This window comes from Sphingosinicella sp. LHD-64 (assembly GCF_031157375.1).
Lineage (GTDB): Bacteria > Pseudomonadota > Alphaproteobacteria > Sphingomonadales > Sphingomonadaceae > Allosphingosinicella.
In genome coordinates, this window is sequence record NZ_JAVIFV010000001.1 from 1070738 (window position 1) to 1096893 (window position 26156).

Consider the following 26156-nt stretch of genomic DNA (forward strand, 5'->3'; position numbering starts at 1 on the left):
AAGGCGTTCACTCCTCTGCAGCCTCATATCGGTCTTCAAACTCCCAAAATTCGACTGGACATAGCCTAAAACACACACTAATGACTGACTGGTCAGTTATTAGGAAGAAGCGTGACCAGCCAGCCGAGATGGCGACGCCGCAAGGAAGCACGGCCGGGCGACATCGTCGCCGCAGGCCTCGGCGTATTCGCGGAAAAGGGATTCGCCGGCGCCAGGATGGAGGAGATCGCGCGGCGCGCGGGCGTGTCGAAGGGCACGCTCTATCTCTATTTCGAGACCAAGGAGGATGTGTTCCGCGCGGTCGTGCGTGAGGTGGTCGTGCCGAACGTGGATGCGGTGCGCGCCGCGATCCTTACCGCCGACCTCCCTTTCCCCGCCCTGATCCGCACATTCCTGCCGCGCTTGGCCGAGATCATCATCAACGTGCCGATCGGCGCCGTCGCCAAGATGGTGGTCGGCGAATCGCGCAATTTCCCCGAGCTCGCCAAGGTCTGGCACGACGACGTGGTCCAGAAGGCGGTCGGCGTCATTTCCGAGCTGATTGCGCGCGCGCAGGCAAGGGGCGAGGTCCGGCCCGGCAATCCCCGCATCCACGCCTTCTCGATCGTCGGCCCGATGATGCTCGGCGCGATCTGGCGCGAGACGTTCACGCCGATCGGCGGTGCCGATCCCGATCTTCCCACCATCGCCCGCCAGCATGCCGAGACGGTGCTCGGCGGGTTGCTCACCGAGGAGGCCCGGCCATGAAGCCGCAGCGCGCCGTCGTCCTGGTCCTTGCCGGCCTCGCGGTCCTGTTCCTTGCCTGGCTGCTGCTTGCGCCACAGTTCCGGCCAGCGCCGACCCTTTCCGGTTACATTGAGGGCGAGACGCTCTATCTCTCCGCTGCGGTGCCCGGAACGGTGACCCGGCTCGGCGTCCGGCGCGGCCAGCGCGTGGACGGCGGCGCACGCCTCTTCCAGGTCGAACCCGACCAGCAGGCGGCCCAGGCCGACCAGGCAACAGCCGAGCTTGCCGCGGCACGTGCCCAGGCCGAAGACGCCCGGCGCGGCCAGCGTCCGCCGGAAATCGCCGTGCTCGAAGCGGACCGCAATGCCGCCGAGGCCTCGGTGCGCGAGACGCGGATCGCCCTCAATCGCGCCCAGGAGCTCGTGCGGCGTGGCATCTATGCAAGGGTACGGCTCGACGAAGCACGGGCGGCCTATCAGAACGCCGCGGCACAGCTCGATGCGGCGCGGCAGCGGATCGAGGTCGCCGAACTGGGCCAGCGCGAGGACCAGATCCGCGCCGCCGACGCCCGGGTCGCGCAGGCGCAGGGTCGAGTCACCGAAACCAGCGCCCGCCTCGCGACCCTGTCGCCGATCGCGCCGTCGGCCGGGCGGATCGAGGACGTCTTCTTCCAGCGCGGCGAGTGGGTGGCGGCGAATCAGGCGGTGATCGCCTTGATCCCCGACGACCGCGTGTTCGTGCGCTTCTTCGTGCCGGAGACGGAAGTCGCCGCCTACCGTCCCGGCCGTCAGGTCCACTTCTCTTGCGACGGCTGCGCCACGAACCTCGCCGCGACCATCTCCTATGTGAGCCCGCGCCCCGAATTCACCCCGCCGGTCATCTACAGCCGCGAGGCGCGCGACCGGCTGGTGTTCATGGTCGAGGCGCGGCCGGCGAACGGCGCGGCGCTGATCCCCGGCCTGCCGGTCGATGTGGAGCGGGTCGAATGACCGTCGCGATCGACGCCCAGGGTCTCAACAAGTCGTTCGGCGGCCGCCGGGTGGTGAAGGACTTCTCGATCCGGGTGGACGAGGGGCGGATCACCGGGTTCCTCGGCCCCAACGGCTCCGGCAAGACGACCACGCTGCGCATGCTCTGCGGCCTGCTGACGCCGGACAGCGGCACCGGGACCGCGCTCGGCTTCGACATCATCTCGGAAAGCTGGGAGATCAAGCGCCGCACCGGCTACATGACCCAGAAATTCTCGCTCTATGAGGACCTGACCGTCGAGGAGAACCTCCAGTTCTCCGCCCGCATCCGCAGCCTCGACCGGATCGGAGAGCGGGTGGCGGATGCGCTGGAGCAGCTCGGCCTCGCCGAGCGCCGCAAGCAGCTTGCGGGCACGCTTTCGGGCGGCTGGAAGCAGCGCCTGGCGCTCGCGGTCGCGACCCTGCACGAGCCGCAGCTGCTCCTCCTCGACGAACCCACTGCGGGCGTCGACCCGCAGGCACGGCGGACCTTCTGGGACGAAATCCACACGCTCGCCGCCCGCGGCCTCACCGTGCTGGTCTCGACCCATTATATGGACGAGGCCGAGCGCTGCCACGACATCGCCTATATCGCCTATGGCGAGCTGCTCGCCCGCGGCACTGCCGAGGAGGTGATCGCGGGCGCGAAGCTCGCGACCTGGCGCGGCGAAGGCCCGGGCGTCGACCGGCTCGCGGGCGAACTGCTCAGGGACCCGGCGGTCGAGATGGCGGCGCCGTTCGGCCTCGCGCTCCACGTAAGCGGCGGCGACGCGGATAGGCTCGAAAGAGCGCTGGCCCCCTATCAACGGTCCCCGTTCAGATGGGCGCGCACCGAGCCCACGCTGGAGGACGTGTTCATCCACCTGATGAGCCGCGTCCCGGACAACTTCCAATGAGCGCGGAGCCCCGTCAGCCGAACCAGGCCTTCTCCCTCGAACGGACGGGCGCCGTGCTCATCAAGGAGTTCATCCAGCTCACTCGCGACCGGATCACCTATGCGCTGATCCTCGCCGTGCCCGTGATCCAGATGCTGCTGTTCGGCTATGCGATCAACACCGATCCCCGCCACCTGCCGACCGCAATTCTGGTGCAGGAGAACAGCGTCTTTGCCCGCTCGGTCGTGTCGGGGATCGCCAACTCCTCCTATTTCGACATCAATCATCAGGTCCGGAACGCCGCGGAGCTCGACGAACTGGTCCGCACCGGCCAGGTCCAGTTCGCGATCACCATTCCCGGCGACTTCACCCGGCGGGTCGTGCGCGGCGACCGGGCACAGATCCTGGTCGAGGCCGACGCCACTGATCCCACCGCGACGGGGAGCGCGCTCGCCGCGCTCGCCCAGCTGCCGCGGGAGGCGCTGCGGCGCGACCTCACCGGCGCGGTGGCGCCGCCGGCCGATCCCGAGCAGCCGTTCGAGATCGTCGTCCACCGCCGCTACAATCCGGAGAACATCACCGCCTACAACATCGTCCCCGGCCTGCTCGGCATCGTGCTGACGCTGACCCTGGTGATGATGACCGCGATCGGCGTCACGCGCGAACAGGAGCGCGGGACGATGGAAAGCCTGCTCGCGACGCCGGTCCAGCCGCTCGAGGTGATGATCGGCAAGCTCGCGCCGTTTGTGATCGTCGGGATGATCCAGACGGCGCTGATCCTCATCATCGGACGGGTCCTGTTCGGCGTGCCGATGGCGGGCGGCTGGCCGGGGCTCATCCTCGGCACGACCCTGTTCATCATCGGCTCGCTGGGCTTGGGCTTCCTGATCTCGACGCTGACCCGCACCCAGCTCCAGGCGATGCAGCTTTCGGTCTTCTACCTCCTGCCCTCGATCCTGCTCTCCGGCTTCATGTTCCCGTTCCGCGGCATGCCGGACTGGGCGCAATGGCTGGGCACGCTGATCCCGGTGACCCATTTCCTGAGGATCGTGCGCGGCGCATTGCTCAAGGGTCAGGGCTTCGCCGACATGGGGCCGAGCCTGCTCGCGCTGGCCGTCTTCGTCTGCGCGGTCGCCGCATTGGCCCTGGCGAGGTATCGGACGACGCTGGACTGATCGCGCTACTGCGCCTGCAGAACCCGTTCGATCTCGTCCACCGGCATCCTGGTCAGGTCCTTCGGCACCTCGCCGACCAGCCGGCGCTCGACCTCCTTGTGATAATGTTTGCGAAGCTCGCCGAGCGTCCTGGGCGGGGCGACGACGATCAGCGCTTCATAGTCGCCGCCCAGAGCCCGCGCCTTCAGCGTCTCGGCCATCCCGGCGGCGAAGCGGTCCTCCTCCTGCTGATGGAAATCGACCTCCTCCATCGAGCCGCCGATCCCGGCGACCGGCGTCGCCGCGCGGCCCGCGAGATCGGTCGCCTGCTCGTGATGGTCGGGATTGTCCTGGACGACCTTGTCCTCGACGACGAGGTTCGGGAAGGCTGCGTCGCCTTCGTTGCGGAAGAACAGGGACTTGCGGCCGTCGGCGACCAGCACGACGCTGTTGTTGGGGACCCGCATCGCTCGCTCCATCGTTGATCCGGTTGCCCGACCAACGCGAATCCGGCGCGGATGGTTGCCGCACGCCGCGCGCCCCGGCATAGCGGGGCCATGCGGATTCTCCTCACCAACGACGACGGCGTGAATGCGACGGGGCTCAAGGTGCTGGAGAAGATCGCCCGCGAATTTTCGGACGACATCTGGATCGTCGCGCCCGCCGAGGAGCAGTCGGGCGCCGGCCATTCGCTCACCCTCACGGTTCCCGTTCGCCTGAGGAAGCTCGGCGAGCGCCGCTTCTGCGTCACCGGCACCCCGACCGACGCGGTGATGATGGGCCTCGCCCATGTCCTCAAGGACATGCAGCCGGACCTCATCCTCTCCGGCGTCAACCGCGGCGCGAACCTCGGCGAGGACGTCACCTATTCGGGGACCGTCTCGGCGGCGATGGAAGGCGCGCTGGCCGGCATCCCATCGGTCGCGCTCAGCCAGAACTACGCGCGCGAAGGCATGGGCGATACCGTGCCCTTCGCCACGGCCGAGGCCTGGGCCGACGAGGTGCTGCGGCCGCTGATCGCCGAGCCGATGGCGCCGCGCACGCTGGCCAACGTCAACTTCCCGGCGCGACCGCCCACCGAGGTGAAGGGCATCCGTGTCGTGCGTCAGGGCCTGCGCGACTATGGCCGCACCCGCATCGTCGAACGCACCGATCCGCGCGGCTACAATTATTACTGGTTCGGGCTCGGCCCGGTGCTGCACACGCCCGGCCACGCGACCGATCTGGAGGCGATCGCCGACGGCTATGTGACGGTGACGCCGCTCCATCTCGACCTCACCCACGATCCGTCGCTGGATCGCCTCAAGGCGCTCTATCCCTGATGGCGCTGCGCCGGGGGCCCGACCACGTCACCCTGCGGCGCAAGAGCCCGCTGCCCGTCTGGGTGCAGATCGGCTGGCGCGTCGCCCTGGTCCTCGGCCTGCTCGTCTTCGCGGTGCTCGTCCACTGGCTGGAGCGCGACGGCCTCAGGGACAATCTCGACAATCACGTCAGCTTCCTCGACGTGATCTATTTCACCATGATCTCGATCACCACGACCGGCTACGGCGACGTCGTTCCGATCGCCGACAACACGCGCATGTTCGACGCGCTGGTGGTGACGCCGATCCGCGTCTTCTTCGTGCTGATCTTCATCGGCACCGCCTACAATTTCGTTTTCCGCCGGACATGGGAGAGATGGCAGATGGCCAGGCTTCAGAGCCGCCTTAGCGGTCATATCGTCGTCGCGGGCTTCGGCACGAGCAGCTCGGAGGCCGTCGACGAGCTGATCGCGCGTGGCACTCCTGCCGCAGAGATCGTCGTCATCGACGCCGAGCCCGTGGCGCTGGAACGCGCGGAATCCCTGGGCTGCGCGGTGCTCTGCGCCGATGCCACCCGCGACACGACGCTGAAGGACGTCCATATCGACCGTGCGAAGGCGATGATGATCTCGGCCGGGCGCGACGACACCTCCATCCTGATGGTGCTCACCGCGCGTCACCTCGCGCCGCGCATCCCGATCAGCGTCGCGGTGCGCAACCAGGACAACGAACTGCTCGCCCGGCAGGCCGGCGCGACCACCGTCATCAATCCGGTGAGCTTCGCCGGGCTGCTGCTCGCCGGCTCGACCCATGGCGAGCATATCGCCGACTATCTCGCCGACCTCGCCAGTTCGAGCGGCCGGGTCCAGCTCCACGAGCGCAACGTGACGCCGGAGGAGTGCGGCAAGCCGATCTCGGCGATTGCCAACGGGCTCGGCGTGCGCCTGTACCGCGACGGCAAGCCCTACGGCTTCTGGGAGCCGGAAGCGCAGTCGCTTGTCCCTGGCGACTGCATCATCGAGATCCTGCCGACGGCGCCGGCCGAACGCGATGTGGAGGACCAGGGGGCAACACCATGATCTGCCGGCTCTGGCGCGGATGGACGACGCCGGACAATGCTGAAGCCTATGAGAAGGTGGTGCGTGGCGAGGTCATCCCCGGTATCGAGGCGCGGCGCATTCCCGGCTTCCTCCACATCGATCTGATGCGCCGCGCCGACGGCGACGAGGTCGAGTTCCAGACCCTGATGTGGTTCGAGAGCCTCGCGGCGATCCGTGCCTTCATGGGCGAGGATTATGCGGTGAGCCATGTCCCCGCCGCGGCGCAGGCCGTCCTGTCGCGCTTCGACCAGCGCGCCGCCCATTTCGAGGTGATCGACCGGAGAGCCCAGGATGGCTGACGGACGCCTCTCCCGCCTCGCCGCCGCCCTGATTGCGCTGGTCGCCTGGGTCGGCCTCGCCGTCCAGTTCGATGCCAGCCTCGAGATCAACCGCACCGTCGGCGCGACGCTGTGGGGGATGCTGCGCTTCTTCACCATCATCACCAACCTCATCGTTGCGCTGCTCTTCACAGCGATCGCGTTGGGGCGACGGGCCGCGACGGCGCCGTCGCTGCTTGGCGGAACCACGCTCGCCATCCTGCTGGTCGGCATCGTGTACGGCCTTCTGCTGCGCGGCCTTGTCGAGCTCAGCGGCGGCGCGGTTCTGGCCAATGTGCTGCTGCACCAGGTGACGCCGGTGCTGGTGCCGCTCTACTGGCTGGCCTTCGCCCCGCGGGGTGTCCTCAGCCCGCGCGACCCGTGGCTCTGGACGCTGCTGCCGCTCGCCTATTTCCTCTATGCCCTGGCGCGCGGCGCGATCGACGGGCGCTATCCCTATCCGTTCATGGATGTGAGCGAGATCGGCTGGGCGCGCACCGGCCTCAACGCCCTGCTCATCGCCGTCGGCTTCCTGATCGGCGGCTTCGCCCTGGTCGGATTCGACCGGCGCCGCGCCGGCAGGGGCGCGTAGAAGAGGCGCCTCACAGACTCGCGGAGGCGCGGGCGGACGCCCCAGTGCAACGACTCGTGCTTGCGGCGACGGCATCGCGCGCCGAGACGAAAGTGAAAGAGGAACAAGAGCTTGGCGAGGCCGGTTCGACGCCTGCGGCAGGAATTGCGGGGCCAGCCGCCCGCATTTTTTCGAACCCCGCACATCTCGCAATGGAGCTTCCTATGTACCGTCCAGTTCTTTTCGCCTCGGCCCTCCTTCTTGCCGCCCCGCTCTTGGCCCAGGACACGCAGCCGCCGCCGAGCGAACCGACGCCCAGCCAGTCGCAGCCGCCCGCTTCTGAACCCAGCACCGGCGCCGGCAGCCACAGCAGCCCGTTCGGCGTCCACGACACCGATCACAATGGCAGCCTCAGCCGGGCCGAGTTCACCGCGATGGTGCGCGCCCGAGCGCAGGGCGCGCAGGCAAGCGAGGCAGATATCGCCGCTGCGTTCCAGCGCGCCGACACCGACGGGAATGGCGAGATCAGCGGTGCGGAAGCCGGCGCACGGCAGGCAAGTCCGCAATGACGGGGCTGTAGCCCGCCGAAGGCCGCGGCCCGTACGGGCCGCGGACCTTGTCCTTGATCCAGTCTATAGCCCGGTCCGGTGCGCCAGGCAGAGCGCAGGCGCTAGTTGTTCGCGATCAGGTGGAAGCGGTCCTGCCGGCCGTCGAGATAGCGGACCTGGCGGCCGTCGAAGAACGCGTCCTCCTCCAGTCGGAAGTCGACCTCCTGCCCGCCCCACTCGGGGACCGTGTGGCGGGCATTGAGTTCGATCGACCAGGCGGTGTTCGGGCGAAGGCGGTGCTCGCCGCGCGGATCGGCTTCCTGATTGTCCCAGAAGCCGACCGAGGCGCCGGCGCCGTGGCCGTGATAGCCGATCGGGTGGGAATAGATGGTCGGCCGGAGGCCCGCCGCGATCGCGCGGGTCCGCGCGGCCGCAAGAATTTCGTTACCGGACAGACCGGTGCGGAAGCTCGCGGTCACCGCATCCTGGGTCGCATTGGCAGCGGCGAGGCCGGCGCGCAGGCCGGCGGGCGCCTCGGTCTCGCCCGGGCGCAGCACATAAGCGAGGTGCTGGGTGTCGGTGTTGAGGCCGAGATAGGTGATACCGAAATCGAGCCAGAGCATGTCACCCGGCTGGATCACCGTATCCCCCTCGAGCGGCGCCGCGGCGCCGCGGCGGAAGATGTTGACGTTGGGCTGGAACCAGGTGTCGAGGCCGAGCGCGTTGATCCGCTCGCGATACCACCAGACGAGGTCGTCGACCGTGGTCGTCCCCGGCGTCACCGCGCGGCGCGAGAAGCCCTCGGCGATGATCGCATGGGCAAGGCGGACGATCTCCGGATAGCGTTCCATCTCGGCCGGAATGCGGGTTTCCAGCCAGCCGACGGCGAGCTCGACGGTCGGGACGACGCGGCTGCGGAGTGCTTCGGAGAGCGCCGCCATCAGGCCGTCATGCTGGCTGCGGGTCAGGCCGTCGGCGAAGGCGGTGCTGGGCGAGACGTTGACCGCGATGCGGCGCGGATTGCGCGCGGCGATCAGCTCGCCGAGCCGCGCCCACTGGTCGGGTTGCGCGGTTGGATCCCAGGACGGCGCGAACAGGCCGCCGAGGCCATAGCGGCTGACCGTCAGCCGCTCGACCGGCTGCCCTTCGCCGGAATCGAAGAAGATCAGGATCGTCCGCCGCCGCGCGCGCATGCTGGTCGCGTTCAGCATCGTCGTCATCACCGGGTCTTCGAGATATTCGCGGGCGATGAGCACCCACATGTCGAAGCCATGCTCGCGCATCAATGCGGGGACGACGGTATCGAGCCGCTCGGCGAGCCACGCGTCACGGAGGCGGGCCTGCTCGCGCAGGGGCAGGATGCGGGGCAGCGCCGGCGCGGCCTGCTCCTGCGTGTTCAGCGCCGCCTGACCGAAGGCCGGCGCCGTGACAGCCAGCGTCGCGGCCAGCACCATCCTGTGCAGCATCCTCTTCCCCCTTTTTAGTAGCGCAGGAACGCCCCTCGTTCTTCCGCCCATGCATCCTCGTCGGGCAGCGCGAGCACGTCGAGATCGCCCGGCACGGCCGCCGGATCGTCGACCCACTCGCGCAAGGCCGGGCCGCCATTGATCACGTCGATCGCGAGCTTGTCGAACTCATACTCGTACGGGAAATCGCGCCAGAGATCATAGTCCGGATAGAGCGCCCGGATCGCCTTGAAGCCGAGCGCCTGCAGGCGCCACGGGCGGAAGGCGTCGTGGTCGTAAGCATGGCCTTCGGCGTGGATGAAGACGCCCCTGCACAGCTGGCCGACATGCTTGTGGAAGGTCGGCTGAAACCAGATGTCGCGCAGCGTGCAGCCGTCCAGCCATTGCGGGCCGATGCGGTGCATCTCGGCGATCACCTGCTTCGCGTCGATGTCCGGCGCGCCGAACAGCTCGAGCGGGCGGGTGGTGCCCCTGCCCTCGCTCAGCGTCGTGCCCTCCAGCATCACCGTGCCGGCATAGGCGCGGGCCATGTTCACGTTGGCGGCATTGGGGCTGGGATTGATCCACACCCGCTCCGGCGGCCAACCGAAGCCGGGCGCCGCCTCGGGCTGCCAGCCCTCCATCTCGATCACGCGGTAATCGACATCGAGCTTGAACTGATCGACGAACCACAGGCCCATCTCGCCCAAGGTGAGGCCATGGCGCATCGGCATCGGCCCGGCGCCGACGAAGCTCTCCCAGCCGGGGCGGAGCGTCAGTCCCTCGACCGGGCGGCCGGCGGGATTGGGGCGGTCCAGCACCCAGACCGACTTGCCGTGCTGCGCGGCGGCTTCGAGCACGTAGAGCAGGGTCGTGACGAAGGTGTAGATGCGGCAACCGACGTCCTGCAGGTCGACGAGGATCGTGTCGAACGTCCCCATCGACTGGCCGCTCGGCCGCCGCACCTCGCCATAGAGGCTGAACACCGGCATGCCGTAGGTCGGATCGGTATAGTCCGGCGATTCCATCATATTGTCCTGGAGATCGCCGCGCACGCCGTGCTGCGGGCCGAACACCGCCGACACGTTGAGCCCCGCCGCAACGAGGGCGTCGAGGCTGTGGGTGAGGTCCGCCGTCACCGAGGCGGGATGGGCGAGCAAAGCGACGCGCCTGCCTTCGAGGGGCCTGCGCAGGTCAGGGTCGGCGAGCAGCCGGTCGATGCCGAATTTCATTCTCGAACTCTCTTCGTCATGCCGGACTTGATCCGGCATCCATCTTCTTTCGCAGTGTTCGTAAAGAAGGTGGACCCCGGATCAAGTCCGGGGTGACGGATCGGGTTCAGATGACCGGCAATTCGAGCGCAAAGCAATCCGGATGATGGAAATCCGGCTTCCCCGGCGGGTGTTTCAGCGCCCAGTAGGACTTGGTGCCGTCGGCTTCCTCGATCACCGCCGACAGGCCGAGCATCCAGGGCTTATCGGCCAGAGACGGGCCAAGTTTCAGCACCGCGCCAATCGAGAAATTGCTCCCCATTTCCGCTACGGTCACATCGGGCGCTTCGATGTCGAGATTTTCTCTCCCTTCGCGATATCGCGTGAAGCTATAGGCAGCCCAGTGGCGAGAAGGTGAGATATTGAACTCACAATAGCCCGACCCGCTTCCGGCGAGCAGGAAGGCTTCTGAGCAGGTATGCTGCCACAAATCGTCCGCCCGCGCCGGTTCACTGAACTCCGGAATGACAATCCCGGAAAGGTCGCCTCGCAGCGTAAGCCAGAGCTGCAGGACATCCGCCCGCAGCCGAGAGGCCTCGGCGATCACTTCGATATCAGGGTGCGGGAGGTCCGGGAAAGGCCGCAGGCACATGAATCCACCGGGGGTCGACTTGCCAGTCATGATTCTCCAGTCATTGTCGCGAGCGCGTGAGTCCAAGCCTGAACAGGCTTAGCAATATTGTAAACGCGTGCTAACCGCGCCACGCCATGACCGAATATCAGTCCGATATCCTAACCCTGCTGTCCTCGCGCGGCTATATCCATCAGGTGACCGACGCGGCGGCGCTCGATGCGCTGGCGGCGAAGGAGATCATCCCCGCTTATATCGGTTTCGACGCGACCGCGCCGTCGCTCCATGTCGGCTCTTTGGTGCAGATCATGATGCTGCGCCGGCTCCAGCAGGCGGGGCACAAGCCGATCGTGCTGATGGGCGGCGGCACCTCCAAGATCGGCGATCCGAGCTTCAAGGACGAGGCGCGGCGGCTGCTCACGGTCGAGACGATCAGCGCCAACATCGCCTCGATCCGCCGCGTGTTCGAGCCTTTCCTGACCTTCGGGGACGGGCCGACCGATGCCATCATGGTCGACAATGCCGAATGGCTCGACAAGCTGGAATATATCCCCTTCCTGCGCGAGGTCGGCCAGCATTTCTCGGTCAACCGGATGCTGAGCTTCGATTCCGTGAAGCTCCGCCTCGACCGCGAGCAGTCGCTGTCCTTCCTCGAGTTCAACTACATGATCCTGCAAGGCTACGACTTCCGCGAGCTCTCGCGCCGGGCCGGCTGCCGGCTGCAGATGGGCGGCTCCGACCAGTGGGGCAATATCGTCAACGGCGTCGAGCTCACCCGCCGCATGGACGGCGTCGAGGTGTTCGGCCTGACCACCCCGCTCATCACCACCGCCGACGGCGGCAAGATGGGCAAGACCGTCTCCGGCGCGGTGTGGCTCAACGCCGACCAGCTTTCGGCCTACGATTACTGGCAGTTCTGGCGGAACACGCAGGACGCAGACGTGGGCAGATTCCTGCGGCTGTTCACCGACGTGCCGCTGGACGAGATCGCCCGGTTGGAGGCGTTGGAGGGCGCCGGGATCAACGATGCCAAGAAGGCCCTCGCCGACGCCGCCACCGCGATGCTGCACGGGGTTGAGGCTGCGCAGTCCGCGGCCGAGACGGCGCGCCGGACTTTCGAGGAAGGGGCGGCCGGCGGGGATCTGCCAACCTTTTCCGTGCCGAGCGGCGAAGTTGGTATTGTTGATGCTCTTATCGGAGTCGGGTTTGTGCCGTCCAAAGCCGAAGCGCGTCGTAAGATTGCGGAAGGTGCCGTCCGGTTGGACGGAACGCAGATTACTGACCCGGAACACCGATTCTATTTCGGCCCCACACCCAGAAAGATAAGCTTGGGTAAGAAAAAGCACGGGCTGATAACCCTGTAATCGTCATTCCAGCGAAGGCTGGAATCCATACTGAATCCGCATGGACCCCGGCCTTCGCCGGGGTGACGTGGAGTGTTAACCCCGCCGCACGAGCAGCACGCCGCCGATCACAAGCAGCGCGCCGGCGATGCGGCCAGGGGTGACAGGCGAGCGGTCGAGGCCGAGCGCCCCGTAATGATCGATGACGAGCGCGGCGATCATCTGGCCGGCGATCGCGATGGTGAGCATCGAGGCTATGCCGAGGCGCGGCGCGGCATAGGTCGCGACCGTGACAAAGAAGGCGCCGTAGAGGCCGCCCGCCCAGGCATACCACGGCACGTCGCGCAGCGGCGCCAGCGCCGGGCGCTGGGTCGCCAGCGTGAGCGCGGACAGCACGACGGTGCCGACCACAAAGGACAGGAGTGCGGCGAACATCACCGAACCGCTTGCCCGGGCGAGATAGGCGTTGGTGGGCGGCTGGATCGCCATCATCGATCCGGCAGCGAGGACGAGCACGATGGGCAGGAGAAGCGAGGCGGGCATCGTGGCGGTCCTTGTCGTGGAGGTTGCGTGAGCTCGCCTATAACCATCATGCTGAACTTGTTTCAGCATCCAACTTCGAGCCTCGCAGCGGATGGAGACCTGGACCCTGAAACAAGTTCAGGGTGACGGTTGGGAGGTCAGCCACCCCGCAGCAATCCCACGGCCGCATCGCGCTCCATCAGATAGAGGAGAGTTCGCGCCGCTTTCCCCCGTTCGCTGTCGAGGCCGCCGTCGCGATCCACGAGCAGGCGGGCATCGTCCATCGCGATCGGCGCCAGCTCGGCGACCTGTTCGGGGCTGGCCAGGCGGAACTCCGCTTCGCCCGACTGGCGGGTGCCGAGGATCTCGCCGGCGCCGCGCAACCGCAGGTCCTCCTCGGCGATGCGGAAGCCGTCATTGGTCTCGCGCATCAGGCCGAGCCTTGCGCGCGCGGTCTCGCTGAGGCTCCCCCCACGCAGCAACAGGCAGACGCTGTGCTGGTCACCGCGCCCGACCCGGCCGCGGAGCTGGTGGAGCTGGGCAAGGCCGAAGCGGTCAGCGTGCTCGACGATCATCAGGCTGGCATTGGGCACGTCGACGCCGACCTCGATCACCGTCGTCGCGACGAGAACGGCGATCCGCCCGCCCACAAACGCCTCCATGACCGCGTCCTTCTCCGGCCCCTTCATCCGGCCGTGGACGACTCCGATCTGCCCGGGGAAGCGCTGGCCCAGCACTCGTGCCCGCTCTTCGGCGGCCGCAAGGTCCGAAGTCTCACTTTCCTCGACCAGGGGACAGACCCAATAGGCCTGCCGGCCCGCCGCAATATGGCGGCCGAGGCCGTCGATCACCTCGGCCATCCGGTCCTCGCTAATCACCCGCGTCTCGATCGGCTGGCGGCCGGGCGGCATCTCGTCGAGGCGGCTCACATCCATCTCGCCATAATGGGTCAGCGTCAGCGTGCGCGGGATCGGCGTTGCGGTCATGACGAGCAGATGCGGTGGTCGCTCCGCCTTGCTCGCCAGCATCATCCGCTGGGCGACGCCGAAGCGGTGCTGCTCGTCCACCACCGCAAGGCCGAGCCTTTTGTAGGCGACCTTCTCCTGGAAGATGGCGTGGGTGCCGATCAGGATGTGGATCGAGCCGTCGGCGAGGCCCATCAGGCAGGATTCGCGAGCGCGTCCCTTCTCGCGGCTGGTCAGGATCGCGACGTTGACCGGCAGGCCGGCGAGCAGGCGCGAGAGATTGTCGTGATGCTGGCGGGCAAGAATCTCGGTCGGCGCGAGCAGGGCCGCCTGCGCGCCCGCTTCGACCGCCACCAGCATCGCCATCAACGCGACGAGCGTCTTGCCCGAGCCGACGTCGCCCTGCAGCAGGCGCAGCATCGGCGTCTCCTGCTGCAGATCGCCCTCGATCTCGCGCACCGACCGCTGCTGCGCCCCGGTCGGCGTGTAGGGCAGCCTGAGCTGGTCACGCAGACGACCGTCGCCGAGGAGTGGGACGCCCTTGCGCCTCCGCGACGAGGCCCGCACCAGCATCAGCGCGAGCTGGTTGGCGAACACCTCATCATAGGCCAACCGCTCGCGCGCCTTAGCGGCGGCAGGATCGCGGTGCGCGGTATCCAGCGCCTCCGCCCAGTCCGGCCAGCCGTGCCGCGCCTTGAGGCTCGGCTCGATCCACTCGCCAAGGTCCGGCCGCCGCGCCAGCGCCTGGCCGGCGAGGTCGCCGAGGCGATGGTTGGTGAGGCCTTCGGACAGAGGATAGACCGGCTCGCGTTCGGGAATATCGGCGTCCTCGCCGGGCGCCAGCACATAGTCCGGATGGACCATCTGCAATTCCTGCCCATAGCGATCGAGCTTGCCGGAGACGAGCCGCGGCTCGCCGAGCGGCAGCTGCTTCTTCGCCCAGCCGGGATTGTTGAAATAGGTGAGCGTCACATAGTCGCCGCCCCCATCGGCCGCATAGACGCGGAACGGTCCCCTGCCCCCGGCCTGCCGATAGTCGCGCGCGGTCAGCTCGATGGTGATCACCCGCCCGACATCGGCCTCGTCGAGCCGGGTCACCCGCTTGCGGTCGATCCAGCTCACCGGGAGATGGAAGAGGATGTCGATCACCCGGTCGAGCTTCAGCCGGTGCAGCGGCTTGGCGAGCTGCGGTCCGATGCCCTTCAGCACCTCCACCTCGGCGAACAGCGGATTGAGAATATCGGGGCGCATGACGTGTCGCTTCTGTGCCCCATTTCGTCATTCCAGCGAAAGCTGGAATCCCGCTTTTCTTGCCCGACGGCCATGAAGGCAGGAAGATTCCAGCTTTCGCTGGAATGACGGGCGGGTGTTGCCTACATGGCCATGATCGAAGCCGCCCGGAACCCCGGAGCGGCCTTTTCTGCTTGGGAAGCCATGAACCGCACCGCCCGCCTCAAACGCCTGAAGTTCCGTGCCTGGCATCGCGGCGTGCGCGAGGCGGACATGCTGGTCGGCGGCTTCTTCGACGCGCATCATGCCGGCTGGTCGGAGGCGGAACTCGATGCGTTCGAGGCGCTGCTCGAGGAGCAGGACGTCGACATTCTCGCCTGGGCGATGGGAACCGCCGCCGTGCCGGAGCGCTGGCGGGGGGAGATGATGAACCGCCTCCAGACCCACGACTATATCAAGCTGCCCTGACGTGACCGATATCCAGAAAATCCTCTCGGCCGACAAGCCGATGACGCTGGCGGGCGTGCCGGCGGGCTTCCTGCCCTGGCTTGCCGCCGATCTCGCCCGTGCCGCGAAAGGCCGTGCGGTGTTCATCGCGCCGGATGAGGCGGCGATGCGGGCGCTCGCTGATGCGGCCCATTATTTCGCGCCGGAGCTGGAGACGCTCGTCTTCCCGGCCTGGGACTGCCTGCCCTATGACCGCTCCTCGCCGTCGCTGCGCTCGACCTCGGAGCGGCTGGCGACGCTGCATGCGCTCCAGCGCGAGGCCGCAAAGCCACAGCTTCTCGTCACGACGGTCAACGCGGCGCTGCAACGCACGCTGACCCCGTTCCGCGTCCGCCAGCTCGTCGCGCGCCTCGCGCCGGGCGAGCGGATCGATCTGGATCGGCTGACCGCCCTGCTCGCCGCCAACGGCTACAGCCGGACCGAGACGGTGCGTGATCCGGGCGAGTTCGCGGTGCGCGGCGGCCTCGTCGACCTGTTTCCGGCCGGCGAGGAGGATGCGCTGCGCCTCGACTTCTTCGGCGACGAGATCGAGAGCGTGCGGCGCTTCGACGCGGCCACCCAGCGCAGCGTCGCGCGAATCGAGGGATTCACCCTGCTTCCCGCCGCGGAGACGCTGCTCGACGAGGACAGCATCAAGCGCTTTCGGTCGCGCTACCGCGAGCTGTTCGGCGCCACCGCGACCGGCGATCCGGTCTATCAGGCGGTGTCGGAGGGGCGGCGGATCGCCGGGCTCGACCACTGGCTGCCGCTGTTCGAGGAGCGGCTGGCGACTTTGTTCGATCATCTCGGCGAGGACGACCTCGTCGTCCGCGACCCCGGCGACAGCGGCGCGGCCGAAGGGCGGTTCGAGGCAATCGCCGACTATTACGAGAATCGCCAGCGCGCGCAGTCGTCCGACCCCGGTAGCTATCGCCCGCTCGCGCCCGAGACGCTCTATCTCGCCCGCGACAAATGGGAGACGTTGGTCACAGATCGCCCGCTCCACCTCGTTACCCCCTTCCTAGAACCGGAAAGCGCCCGCGTCCTCGATTTCGAGGTCGAGCCGCCGCGCGACTTCGCGCCCGAACGGACGCAAGGCACCAACGTCTACGAGGCGGTCGCCGCCCATGTTGCCGCGCTCCGGCGGACGAAGCACAGGATCGTTCTCGCCAGCTATTCGAACGGGTCGCGCGAGCGACTGAAAGGCCTGCTTGCCGATCACGGCCTCGCCAAGGTCGCCGAGGCGGAGAGCTGGCAGGAAGCACTCGGCGTCGCGGCCAAGGGGCAGGTCGCGCTCGCCGTCATCCAGCTCGATCACGGCTTCACGACCAGGGACGTCGCCCTGCTCACCGAGCAGGACATGCTCGGCGACCGCCTGGTCCGCCGCCGACGCAAGAAGAGCACCCAGGCCTTCCTCGACGAGCTGGCGACGCTGACGCCCGGCGATCTCGTCGTCCACGCCGATCACGGCATCGGCCGCTATGACGGGCTCACCCAGATTCCGGTGCAGAAGGCGCCGCACGACTGCGTCGCGCTGACCTATGCCGGCGGCGACAAGCTCTACGTGCCGGTCGAGAACATCGACATCCTCTCGCGCTACGGCAGCGAGAGCGAGGGCGTCGCGCTCGACCGGCTCGGCGGCGAGGCGTGGCAACGGCGCAAGAGCCGCATGAAGGAGCGGATCCACGAGATCGCCGGCGAGCTCATCAAGGTCGCGGCCGAGCGCGCGCTGCGTCCCGGCGCGGTGGCCGAGCCCGACACCGGCTATGCCGCCTTCGCCGACCGCTTCCCGTTCGAGGAGACCGAGGACCAGGACCGCGCCATTGCCGACACGATCGGCGATCTCGGCGCGGGCAAGCCGATGGACCGGCTGGTCTGCGGCGATGTCGGCTTCGGCAAGACCGAAGTGGCGCTGCGCGCCGCGTTCATCGCGGCGATGTCCGGCCTGCAGGTCGCCCTCGTCGCGCCGACCACCCTGCTCGCCCGCCAGCATTTCAACACCTTCAAGGAACGCTTCCAGGGCTTCCCGATCGAGATCGGCCGGCTCTCCCGTCTCGTCCCCGCGCGAGAGGCGGCGGAGACGAAGGAGCGGCTCAAGGCCGGCAAGGTCGACATCGCCATCGGCACCCACGCGCTGCTCGCCAAGGGCGTCGAATTCCGGAATCTCGGCCTCGTCATCGTCGACGAGGAGCAGCGCTTCGGCGTCACCCACAAGGAGAAACTGAAGGCGATGCGCGCCGACGTGCATGTCCTGACGCTCACCGCCACACCGATCCCGCGCACGCTGCAGATGGCGATGTCCGGGCTACGCGAACTGTCGGTGATCCAAACCCCTCCGGTCGATCGCTTGGCTGTGCGTACCTACGTCATGCCCTGGGACCCTGTGGTGGTCCGCGAGGCTTTGCTGCGCGAACATTATCGCGGCGGGCAGAGCTTCTTCGTCGTGCCGCACATCGCCGACCTGCCCGACATCGAGCAATTCCTGCGCGAGGAGGTGCCGGAGGTGCGCTACGTCGTCGCGCACGGCCAGATGGCGCCGACCGAGGTCGAGGAGCGGATTTCCGCCTTCTACGACCGGAAATACGAAGTGCTGCTGTCAACAACGATCGTCGAAAGCGGCCTCGACATCCCGACCGCCAACACGCTGATCGTCCACCGCGCCGACCGCTTCGGCCTCGCCCAGCTCTACCAGCTGCGCGGCCGCGTCGGACGGGCCAAGACCCGCGCCTATTCCTATTTCACCACGCCGGCCGACCGGCTCACCACCGAGACCGCCGACAAGCGCCTGAAGGTGCTGGCCAGCCTCGAAAGCCTCGGCGCCGGCTTCCAGCTCGCCACCCATGATCTCGACATCCGCGGCGCCGGCAATCTGCTCGGTGACGAACAGTCCGGCCACATCAAGGAGGTCGGCTTCGAACTCTACCAGTCGATGCTCGAGGAGGCGATCCTGGACGCCAAGGCCGGCGGGCTGGAGCGCCGGCCCGAGCAATTCTCGCCGCAAATCACCGTCGACGCGCCCATTCTCATCTCCGACGCCTATGTCCCCGATCTCGACCTCAGGATGGGCCTCTATCGCCGCCTGAACGAGCTCGCCGACGCACCCGAAATCGAAAGCTTCGCAGCCGAGCTGATCGATCGTTTTGGCAAGCTCCCCGAGGAAACCGCAAATCTGTTGAAGGTGATCGAGATCAAGCTCAATTGCCGTGCCGCGACGATCGCCAAGCTCGATGTCAGCCCGAGAGGCGCGCTGGTCCATTTCCACAATGACAGCTTCCCGGACCTGCCCGGCCTCCTCGCCTATGTCGAACGCCTCAAAGGCACCGCGCGCCTGCGCCCCGACAGCAAGCTCGTCATCGCCCGCGACTGGCCAACCGCCCAACAGCGCCTCAATGGCGCGCTGCAGCTCTCGAAAGGTCTCGCGAAGATCGTCTCATAGATATCGAGTTCGAGAGATCAGGCTAGCCGATCGCATTGCCGATTGCGTGGTCAATCATTAGGCGGGCGATGTGAGTCGGCTCGCGCCACAGCGCATGGGCGCCTGGATGCTCGCCCTGCTGGGCGGAGCGCTGTTTCTGCGCGCGCTGATCCCGGCCGGCTGGATGCCGGTCCGGACCACCGAAGGGTTCGTCATCGAGCTCTGCTCCGGCCGCATGCCGGGCGGCGATTCTACGCAGGCGCAGGCAGCGCGCCAGCTGCTCGATGCAGCGCTGGCGGGGACGGAACAGGACCACGACGAGACGCCGTCATCGCCGAACGATCAGCCCTGTACGTTCGCGGGTCTCGCTCTGTCGTGGGTGGCACCCGACCAGCCGGTAGGACTCATTCCCGCACCCGGGCCCGCCGACATTCGTCCGATCGCACTGGTCGCCGCCGTCGGCCGCGGCCTCCCGGCTCCGCCGCCGCCGTCCACGGGCCCACCACTTCGCACCTGACATCGACGCCCGCCGGGTTCCACCCGGCGCAATCAGCTGCGCCCAGCGCGGCCGCACCGATCTTCAGGAAAAGCCATCATGTTGATTTCACTCGCCGCGGGTGCGTCGCTATACGTATTCGCCTCTACAGCCGCTGTCGAGGCGGCACCCGACGACAATGCCATCGTCGTCACCGGCCAGCACATCGCCGAGGCCGAGGCGGATGCCGACCGCCGACCCGGCGGAGCCGACATCGTCCCCGCGACCGACTACGAAAACCGCGTCGCCGTCTCGTTGCGCGATGCTCTCGCCTTCTCGCCCGGCGTCTATGCCCAGCCACGCTTCGGGCAGGAGGTGCGCCTCTCGATCCGTGGCTCGGGCCTCAGCCGCGGCTATCATATGCGCGGCCTGACGCTGCTGGAGGACGGCGTCCCCATCAACCTCGCCGACGACAATGGCGACTTTCAGGAGCTGGACCCAACCGTCTTCCAGCATATCGAGGTCTATCGTGGCGCCAATGCCCTGCGCTTCGGCGGCACCACGCTCGGCGGCGGTATCAACGGCGTCACGCCCACCGGCCGCTCGGCACCCGGCTTCGCCTTCCGCTTGGACGGCGGGAGCTTCGATACGCTGCGCGGCCTCGTCGGCTACGGCTTCGCCAATGAGGTCGGCGACGCCTGGGTCGCGCTGACCGGCGACGCATCGGACGGCGATCGCGACCATGCCCGCCGCAGGTCGCTGCGCTTCCATGGCAATGTCGGTCTCAGACTCTCGGGGACCGTCGAGACCCGCTTCTACGCGAGTGCCCAGACGCTCCGGCAGGAGTTGCCCGGCGCGCTCAACCTCGCCGACGCGATCGAGCGCCCGCGCACCGGCAACTTCACCGGCGACCAGGCGCGCGACATCGATTCGCTCCGCCTCCAGAACCGCACCCGCATCACGCTGGGCGGCGGCGAGCTGGAGGTCGGCGGCTTTGCCAACCTCAAGGAGCTCTATCACCCGATCTTCCAGCTGGTGGACCAGAGCTCGACCGACTGGGGCCTGTTCTCCCGCCTAGACCTCGCGCATGGGCCGTTCGACTTCACGTTGGGTTCGACCGCCCGCTTCGGCACGGTCCGTTCTCGGCGCTACGTCAACTTGAGCGGCGAACGGGGCGCCCGCACGTTCGAGGCCGACCAGCGCGCCCGGACGATCGACGTCTATGGCGAGGGCCGCTACCGGCTCGGCCGGGTCAGCCTGATCGCCGGCGGCGTCTACAGCCATGGATCGCGCGAGCAGGACCAGATCCTGCCCACTTCGGTGAACGGCGGGTTCGAGGACGACCAGTTCTCGCCCCGCTTCGGCCTCCTCTGGGAGCCGTGCGAGGCGATCCAGCTCTACGCCAATTACAGCCGCTCCCATGAAATGCCCGGCTTCATCGAGCTGGCGCAGGTCGCCGCCTTCGTGCCGCTCGACACCCAGCGCGCCTGGACGGCGGAGCTGGGCGCGCGCGGCCGGATCGGCATCGCCCGCTTCGACCTCAGCCTCTACCGTGCGACGTTGAAGGGCGAATTGCTCCAGTTCACCGTCGGCCCGGACATCCCGGCCTCGACCTTCAATGCGGACCGCACCCGCCATCAAGGCATCGAGGCCGGCCTCGACCTCGATCTCGCCCCCTGGGCCCGGCTGCGGCAGATCTACCAGTATAACGACTTCCGCTTCCGCGATGATGCGCAATATGGGGACAACCGCCTGCCGGTCGCGCCGAAGCATCTCTATCGCGCCGAGCTCCGGCTCGGCACCGACGCGCTCAACCTCGCGCCCGCGGTGGAATGGGTGCCGCAGGGGGCATGGGCCGACTATGCCAACACCTTGCGGGTCGACGGCTACGCCACGCTCGGGTTGACCGCCGAAGCGGCGCTCCGCGACGGTCTCAGCCTGTTCGTCGATGCCCGCAACCTCACCGGAACGGACGCGGTCGGCGACATCTCGGCCGTCGTCGCGGCCAATCCCGCGTCCGTCATTTTCTACCCCGTCGAGCGCCGCGCCCTGTTCGGCGGTCTGCGCGCCCAATTCTGAAAGGACCAATGAGATGAAGCATTTCTCTTTGCTCGCCGCGCTCGCGGCGCTCGCCGCCTGCGGCGGCCGCCCGCCCTCCGGCATGGTCGCCGTCCACGACGGCTGGGCGCGTGAGACGACCGCCGGAGTCATCGTCAGCGCCGGTTATGGCCGGATCGAGAACGGCACCGGCCAGGACGTGCGCATGACCGGCGCCGACACGCCGGTCGCCGGCCGCGTCGAGATTCACAATGTCACCGACGACGACGGCGTGATGCGGATGCGTCCGCTGCCGGAGGGGATCGACATCCCGGCCGGCGAGACGGTCGAATTGAGGCCCGGCAGCTACCATCTGATGCTGCTCGACCTCAACCGCCCGCTCCGCGGCGGCGAGCGCATCCCGGTCACCTTCCGCTTCGGCACCGGCGCGCCCGTCACGGCCAGCTTCGAGGTGCGCAACGCCGCCCAGGCAGCGCAGGGAGGCGGCCAATGACCGGCCCCGTCCGTCGCGGCCTCAAGCGTGGCCTGCTCGTCTCGGCCGCCCTGATCGCGGCCGGCGGCATCGGCTGGGCGGTCTACCGTCCGGAAGCGCCTGTCGATCCCGCCGCCAGCTATGCCGCCGCGGTCGGCGGCCCGTTCACGCTCACCGACGTGAACGGCCGGCCGTTCGGCAACGACCAGCTTCGCGGCAAGCCCTTCGCGATCTTCTTCGGCTTCACCCGCTGCCCCGACGTCTGCCCGACCACGCTCAGTCGGATGGCACAGCTGCGCGCCCGGCTCGGCAGCGACGCCGACACGCTCAACATCGTGTTCGTCTCGGTCGATCCCGAGTCGGACACGCCGGCGCAGATCGGCCGCTATCTCACCCTGTTCGACACGCCGATCATCGGTCTCACCGGCACCCCGGCGCAGATTGCCGCCACGGCCCGCGCCTATGCGGTCTATTACCAGCGCGTCCCGCTGGAGGGCGGCGGCTACACGATGGACCACACCGCCACCGTCTTCCTGATGGGCCGCGCCGGCGAGTTCGTGACGACGCTGGATGCGCACGAGAGCGAAGGGCCGAGCCTCGACAAGCTCCGCCGCCTGGTGCGGGGCTGAGGGGCGGCGATGGACCGGACCAACCTCTACCGCGCCGTCTGGCATTGGCATTTCTATGCAGGCCTCATCGTCTTGCCGGTGCTCGCCTGGATGGCGGTCACCGGCAGCCTCTATCTCTACAAGAGCGAGATCGAGCGCTGGCTCTACCGGGACTGGATTGTCGCCCGGTCGATCGCCCCGCCGCTGCCGCTCGGCGACATGATCCAGCGGGTCGAAAGCCAGACCGGCGGGGAGGTCACGCAGGTGATACGCCCCGCCGGAACCGACGAGAGCTGGCGCATGGCCTTCACCGCCGCGGACGGCGAGGAGCGGCTCGCCTTCGTTCGCCCCGATGTCGGCCTCGTCCTCGGCACCACGCGCGGCGGCGGCCCGATGGAGCTGGTCAAGCATCTCCACAGCCTCACCGTCGCCGGGCCGGTCGGCAACGTCCTCGTCGAGATCGTCGCCGGCTGGGCGATCGTGCTGGTGCTGACCGGCTTCTATCTCTGGTGGCCCCGTGCCGGAAGCCGCGCCCTGTCGCTCGCCGGCGGGGTCGGGGAGCGGCGCTTCTGGCGCAATCTCCATGCCTCGGCCGGCGCGCTCGCCGGCGCGGTCATCCTGTTCCTGGCGGTGACCGGGATGCCCTGGACGATCTTCTGGGGCGCCAATTTCCATGCCGTCATCGCCAGTCAGCAAATCGGCCGGCCGAAAGCACCGGGTCTCGCCGGCGACGATCATGGCGCGCATGATGCGCGTGACGCGCATCTCCCCTGGTCACTGCGCGGACAGGCGCAGCCAGAAACGTCCGGCCATGGCGACATCGGCCCGGACCGCGTCGTGACGATCGCCATGGACCGCGGGCTGGACACGCCGTGGAATCTCGATCTGCCGACCACGCCGGACAAGCCCTACCACCTGTCCTCGGCGGTGGAGCGCACCGATCGGGTGCGCCTCGTCTCGATCGATCCCGGCACCGGCGCGGTGCTGCAGGACCTCCGGTTCGCCGATTTCGGTCCGGGCGCGCAGGCGTTCGAATGGGGCATCTACACCCATCAGGGCGGCCAATATGGCGAGGCGAACCGGCTCGTCATGCTCGCCGGCTGCCTCGCCCTGCTGCTGCTCGCGGCGAGCGCGCCGGTGATGTGGTGGAAGCGCCGCTTCCGCGCCCCGCCCCAGCCGGACGATCCCGGCCGCGCCCGCGGCGTTGCGGCGATCCTGCTGACGGTCGGACTGCTCTTCCCGCTGACCGGCGCGACGATGCTGGTCGCGCTCGCCGCTGGCGCTGCGAAGCGGGCACTCAGCCGAGGAACAGCTCGGCTGCAGCCTCGATGATCGCGTCGGTGTCGAGCCGGTAGGCGCGGTAGAGATCGGCGAGATTGCCGGTCTGGCCGAACCGCTCGACGCCGAGCGGACTCACCTTGTGTCCGGCCACGCCGCCGAGCCAGGAGAGCGCGGCCGGCGATCCGTCGATCAGGGTGACGAGGCCGGCGTCGCGCGACAATGGTGCGAGCAGGGTTTCGACATGGCTGGGCTCCGCTCCGCCGCCGCGCCAACGTCCGGCGCAGCGCTGGCTCCAGCCACGGTGCAGCAGATCGGGCGAGGTGACGGCGAGCAGGCCGAGGCCCGGCAGGTCATCCTGCAGCGCCTCCCAGGCGGCCAGCGCCTCGGGGGCCAGCGCGCCGGAATAGACCAGGGCCGCCTCCGCGCCCGGCGCCGGCTCACGCAGCCAGTAGCCGCCAGCGATCGCGCCGGCCTGCCAGCCGTCGCCCTCGCGCGCGACCTGCGGAATGCTGCGGGTGGTGAGGCGCAGGTACACGCTCTCGCCGCCCTCGACCTGCATCAGGCGGAAGCCTTCTTCCATCAGCAGCGCCAGCTCGTCGACATAAGCGGGCTCATAGTGCCGGAGGCCCGGCTGGCCCATCGCGATCAGCGGCGGATTGATCGACTGGTGGGCGCCGCCTTCCGGCCCGAGCGTCAGGCCCGACGGAGTCGCGACCAGCAGGAAGCGGGCGTCCTGGTAGCAAGCATAGTTGAGCGCATCGAGGCCGCGGGCGATGAACGGGTCGTAGACCGTGCCGATCGGGAACAGCCGCCCGCCGAACAGGTCGCCGGCCAGCCCAAGCGCGGCGAGCATCAGGAACAGGTTGTTCTCGGCAATGCCCAGCTCGATATGCTGGCCGGCCTGGTGGCCCGCCCATTTCTGCGGGCTCGGAATCTTCGCGGCTGCGAAGATGTCGGCGAGCTCCTGCCGCCTGAACAGGCCGCGCTGGTTCACCCACGGGCCGAGATTGGTCGACACGGTGACATCGGGCGAGGTGGTCACGATCCGGTCGGCCAGCGCGCCGCCGCCACGCGACAGATCGAGCAGGATCTTGCCGAACGCCGCCTGGGTCGATTGCTCGGCGCCCTCCGGCGGGACGATCGCCGGCACCTCGGCCACGTTCCAGGGCCGCCCGCGTTTCTCGCGGACGATGCGGCTGCGCTCGACCAGCGTCCGCGCCGCCTCGGCGCTGTTGCCCCCGAGCCCTGCGAACGGCGCCCATTCCTCGCCCTCGGAGATGCCCATCGCGTCGCGCAGCGCCATGATCTGGCCCGGGTTCATCAGCCCGGCATGATTGTCCTTGTGTCCCGCGAAGGGCAGGCCGAAGCCCTTGATCGTGTAGGCGATGAACAGGGTCGGCACGTCGTCCTGCGCCGCGTCGAACGCGTCCGTCAGCGTCTCCAAGCAGTGGCCGCCGAGATTGGTCATCAGGCTGGCGAGCGCATCGTCGTCGCGGGCATCGAGGATCGGCTTCACCGCCTTGCCGAGGTCCTTCGTCAGCCGCTCGCGCCAGGCCGCGCCGCCGAGATAGGTGAGCGCCGCATAGTCGGCATTGGGGCAGGCCGCGATCCAGTCGCGCAGCTTTTCGCCGCCTTTTTCGGCGAAGGCCGAATCCTGCGCCTTGCCATATTTTAGCGTCACCACCCGCCAGCCGCAGCTCGCGAAAATCTCGTCGAAGCGGCTGAACATCCGGTCCGCCGTCGTCGCGTCGAGGCTCTGGCGGTTATAGTCGACGATCCACCAGCAATTGCGGATGTCGTGCTTCGCCGCCTCGATCAGGCATTCGTAGATATTGCCCTCGTCGAGCTCGGCATCGCCCATCAGCGCGACCATCCGGCCCATGTCGGCCGACGCCATCATGCCGTGCGCGACCAGATAGTCCTGCACGAGGCTGGCAAAGGCCGTGATCGCGACGCCGAGGCCCACCGACCCGGTCGAGAAGTCGACGGGGATCTGGTCCTTGGTCCGGCTCGGATAGGATTGCATCCCGCCGAAGCCGCGAAACGCCTCGAGCTGCGCGCGCGTCTGCGAGCCAAGCAGATAGTGAGCCGCGTGCAGCACCGGCCCGGCATGGGGCTTTACCGCCACCTTGTCGTTCGGCCCCAGCGCATGGAAATAGAGCGCCGCCATGATCGCGGTCATCGACGCGCAGGACGCCTGGTGCCCGCCGACCTTCAGCCCGTCCGCGCTGTCGCGCAGATGGTTGGCATTGTGGATCGTCCACGCCGACAGCCAACGCAGCCGGTCGTCGATCAGTTTCAGGGCGTCGAGATCAGGCCCCTGGGTCTTCTTCAGCATGTCCCGCGCTCTACCGTCATTCCAGCGAAAGCTGGAATCTCTTTTTCTCTTTCCGATCGACCGCCAGGCGGCGAGGC

24 protein-coding genes are annotated in these 26156 nt (G+C 68.1%); 17 read left to right on the forward strand and 7 right to left on the reverse strand.

Translation table 11 applies throughout. From position 1 onward, the window contains the following. Nucleotides 1–111 precede the first annotated feature (111 nt). Genes RCO27_RS05190 through RCO27_RS05205 form a run of 4 tightly spaced genes read left to right on the forward strand, consistent with a single transcriptional unit; the run spans nucleotide 112 to nucleotide 3783 of the window. Nucleotides 112–747 (forward strand): TetR/AcrR family transcriptional regulator, encoded by a 636-nt coding sequence (locus RCO27_RS05190; protein ID WP_309001569.1) that lies wholly within the window; start codon nucleotides 112–114, stop codon nucleotides 745–747. Then, complete coding sequence (locus RCO27_RS05195) at nucleotides 744–1715, forward strand: HlyD family efflux transporter periplasmic adaptor subunit (protein ID WP_309001570.1); 972 nt, start codon at nucleotides 744–746, stop codon at nucleotides 1713–1715. The genes RCO27_RS05190 and RCO27_RS05195 overlap by 4 nt, the downstream gene beginning before the upstream one ends. After that, nucleotides 1712–2629 carry an ABC transporter ATP-binding protein gene (locus tag RCO27_RS05200; RefSeq protein ID WP_309001571.1) on the forward strand — a complete coding sequence of 306 codons (918 nt, stop codon included), beginning with the start codon at nucleotides 1712–1714 and terminating at the stop codon, nucleotides 2627–2629. Before RCO27_RS05195 ends, RCO27_RS05200 begins: the two co-directional genes overlap by 4 nt. After that, on the forward strand, nucleotides 2626–3783 hold the full coding sequence (locus RCO27_RS05205) for an ABC transporter permease (protein ID WP_309001572.1): 1158 nt from the start codon (nucleotides 2626–2628) through the stop codon (nucleotides 3781–3783). Before RCO27_RS05200 ends, RCO27_RS05205 begins: the two co-directional genes overlap by 4 nt. Before the next feature lie 5 nt (nucleotides 3784–3788). Here the strand turns inward: RCO27_RS05205 and RCO27_RS05210 are convergent, their stop codons facing one another. After that, nucleotides 3789–4229, reverse strand: coding sequence for a host attachment family protein (locus RCO27_RS05210; RefSeq protein WP_309001573.1), 441 nt, complete (start codon nucleotides 4227–4229; stop codon nucleotides 3789–3791). Between the two features lie 90 nt (nucleotides 4230–4319). Here RCO27_RS05210 and surE point away from each other — a divergent pair, with 90 nt between their 5' ends. The 5 genes from surE to RCO27_RS05235 all read left to right on the forward strand — a co-directional run bounded on the left by surE (nucleotide 4320) and on the right by RCO27_RS05235 (nucleotide 7620). Beyond that, the gene (surE, locus tag RCO27_RS05215) at nucleotides 4320–5084 is read left to right on the forward strand and encodes a 5'/3'-nucleotidase SurE (RefSeq protein WP_309001574.1); all 765 of its coding nucleotides are present in this window, start codon (nucleotides 4320–4322) and stop codon (nucleotides 5082–5084) included. Continuing rightward, the gene (locus RCO27_RS05220) at nucleotides 5084–6142 is read left to right on the forward strand and encodes a potassium channel family protein (RefSeq protein ID WP_309001575.1); all 1059 of its coding nucleotides are present in this window, start codon (nucleotides 5084–5086) and stop codon (nucleotides 6140–6142) included. The genes surE and RCO27_RS05220 overlap by 1 nt, the downstream gene beginning before the upstream one ends. Continuing rightward, the gene (locus tag RCO27_RS05225) at nucleotides 6139–6462 is read left to right on the forward strand and encodes an antibiotic biosynthesis monooxygenase (protein WP_309001576.1); all 324 of its coding nucleotides are present in this window, start codon (nucleotides 6139–6141) and stop codon (nucleotides 6460–6462) included. Before RCO27_RS05220 ends, RCO27_RS05225 begins: the two co-directional genes overlap by 4 nt. After that, a complete protein-coding gene (locus RCO27_RS05230) occupies nucleotides 6455–7072 on the forward strand; it encodes a Pr6Pr family membrane protein (protein ID WP_309001577.1) in 618 nt (205 codons plus the stop codon). The genes RCO27_RS05225 and RCO27_RS05230 overlap by 8 nt, the downstream gene beginning before the upstream one ends. A 203-nt stretch (nucleotides 7073–7275) precedes the next feature. Continuing rightward, the gene (locus RCO27_RS05235; protein WP_309001578.1) at nucleotides 7276–7620 is read left to right on the forward strand and encodes an EF-hand domain-containing protein; all 345 of its coding nucleotides are present in this window, start codon (nucleotides 7276–7278) and stop codon (nucleotides 7618–7620) included. A 101-nt stretch (nucleotides 7621–7721) separates the two neighbouring features. On the opposite strand, the gene RCO27_RS05240 is transcribed toward RCO27_RS05235, so the two are convergent. The 3 genes from RCO27_RS05240 to RCO27_RS05250 all read right to left on the reverse strand — a co-directional run bounded on the left by RCO27_RS05240 (nucleotide 7722) and on the right by RCO27_RS05250 (nucleotide 10937). Beyond that, nucleotides 7722–9065: a M24 family metallopeptidase gene (locus RCO27_RS05240; protein WP_309001579.1), complete on the reverse strand. Its 1344-nt coding sequence runs from the start codon at nucleotides 9063–9065 to the stop codon at nucleotides 7722–7724. A gap of 14 nt (nucleotides 9066–9079) precedes the next feature. Continuing rightward, a complete protein-coding gene (locus RCO27_RS05245; RefSeq protein WP_309001580.1) occupies nucleotides 9080–10276 on the reverse strand; it encodes a DUF1343 domain-containing protein in 1197 nt (398 codons plus the stop codon). A gap of 106 nt (nucleotides 10277–10382) precedes the next feature. Next, complete coding sequence (locus RCO27_RS05250; protein WP_309001581.1) at nucleotides 10383–10937, reverse strand: DOMON-like domain-containing protein; 555 nt, start codon at nucleotides 10935–10937, stop codon at nucleotides 10383–10385. Nucleotides 10938–11023: 86 nt separating this feature from the next. Here RCO27_RS05250 and tyrS point away from each other — a divergent pair, with 86 nt between their 5' ends. After that, nucleotides 11024–12250, forward strand: coding sequence for a tyrosine--tRNA ligase (tyrS, locus tag RCO27_RS05255; RefSeq protein ID WP_309001582.1), 1227 nt, complete (start codon nucleotides 11024–11026; stop codon nucleotides 12248–12250). Nucleotides 12251–12325: 75 nt separating this feature from the next. Here tyrS and RCO27_RS05260 read toward each other — a convergent pair whose 3' ends face one another. Continuing rightward, complete coding sequence (locus RCO27_RS05260; protein ID WP_309001583.1) at nucleotides 12326–12772, reverse strand: DMT family transporter; 447 nt, start codon at nucleotides 12770–12772, stop codon at nucleotides 12326–12328. 137 nt (nucleotides 12773–12909) lie between these two features. Continuing rightward, complete coding sequence (gene recG / locus RCO27_RS05265; RefSeq protein WP_309001584.1) at nucleotides 12910–14967, reverse strand: ATP-dependent DNA helicase RecG; 2058 nt, start codon at nucleotides 14965–14967, stop codon at nucleotides 12910–12912. 183 nt (nucleotides 14968–15150) lie between these two features. On the opposite strand from recG, the gene RCO27_RS05270 reads away from it, so the two are divergent. The 7 genes from RCO27_RS05270 to RCO27_RS05300 all read left to right on the forward strand — a co-directional run bounded on the left by RCO27_RS05270 (nucleotide 15151) and on the right by RCO27_RS05300 (nucleotide 23792). After that, nucleotides 15151–15414, forward strand: a complete 264-nt coding sequence (locus RCO27_RS05270) for a succinate dehydrogenase assembly factor 2 (RefSeq protein ID WP_309001585.1) — start codon at nucleotides 15151–15153, stop codon at nucleotides 15412–15414. Nucleotide 15415: 1 nt separating this feature from the next. Further along, nucleotides 15416–18868: a transcription-repair coupling factor gene (gene mfd, locus RCO27_RS05275; RefSeq protein ID WP_309001586.1), complete on the forward strand. Its 3453-nt coding sequence runs from the start codon at nucleotides 15416–15418 to the stop codon at nucleotides 18866–18868. Nucleotides 18869–18938: 70 nt separating this feature from the next. Beyond that, nucleotides 18939–19364 carry a hypothetical protein gene (locus tag RCO27_RS05280; protein WP_309001587.1) on the forward strand — a complete coding sequence of 142 codons (426 nt, stop codon included), beginning with the start codon at nucleotides 18939–18941 and terminating at the stop codon, nucleotides 19362–19364. 78 nt (nucleotides 19365–19442) lie between these two features. Continuing rightward, a complete protein-coding gene (locus RCO27_RS05285; RefSeq protein ID WP_309001588.1) occupies nucleotides 19443–21401 on the forward strand; it encodes a TonB-dependent receptor domain-containing protein in 1959 nt (652 codons plus the stop codon). 13 nt (nucleotides 21402–21414) lie between these two features. Then, nucleotides 21415–21873, forward strand: coding sequence for a copper chaperone PCu(A)C (locus RCO27_RS05290; protein ID WP_309001589.1), 459 nt, complete (start codon nucleotides 21415–21417; stop codon nucleotides 21871–21873). Next, the gene (locus RCO27_RS05295) at nucleotides 21870–22481 is read left to right on the forward strand and encodes an SCO family protein (protein ID WP_309001590.1); all 612 of its coding nucleotides are present in this window, start codon (nucleotides 21870–21872) and stop codon (nucleotides 22479–22481) included. The genes RCO27_RS05290 and RCO27_RS05295 overlap by 4 nt, the downstream gene beginning before the upstream one ends. A gap of 9 nt (nucleotides 22482–22490) precedes the next feature. After that, a complete protein-coding gene (locus RCO27_RS05300; protein WP_309001591.1) occupies nucleotides 22491–23792 on the forward strand; it encodes a PepSY domain-containing protein in 1302 nt (433 codons plus the stop codon). Here the strand turns inward: RCO27_RS05300 and RCO27_RS05305 are convergent. Next, on the reverse strand, nucleotides 23758–26079 hold the full coding sequence (locus RCO27_RS05305; RefSeq protein ID WP_309001592.1) for a transketolase: 2322 nt from the start codon (nucleotides 26077–26079) through the stop codon (nucleotides 23758–23760). The genes RCO27_RS05300 and RCO27_RS05305 overlap by 35 nt on opposite strands. Nucleotides 26080–26156 lie beyond the last annotated feature (77 nt).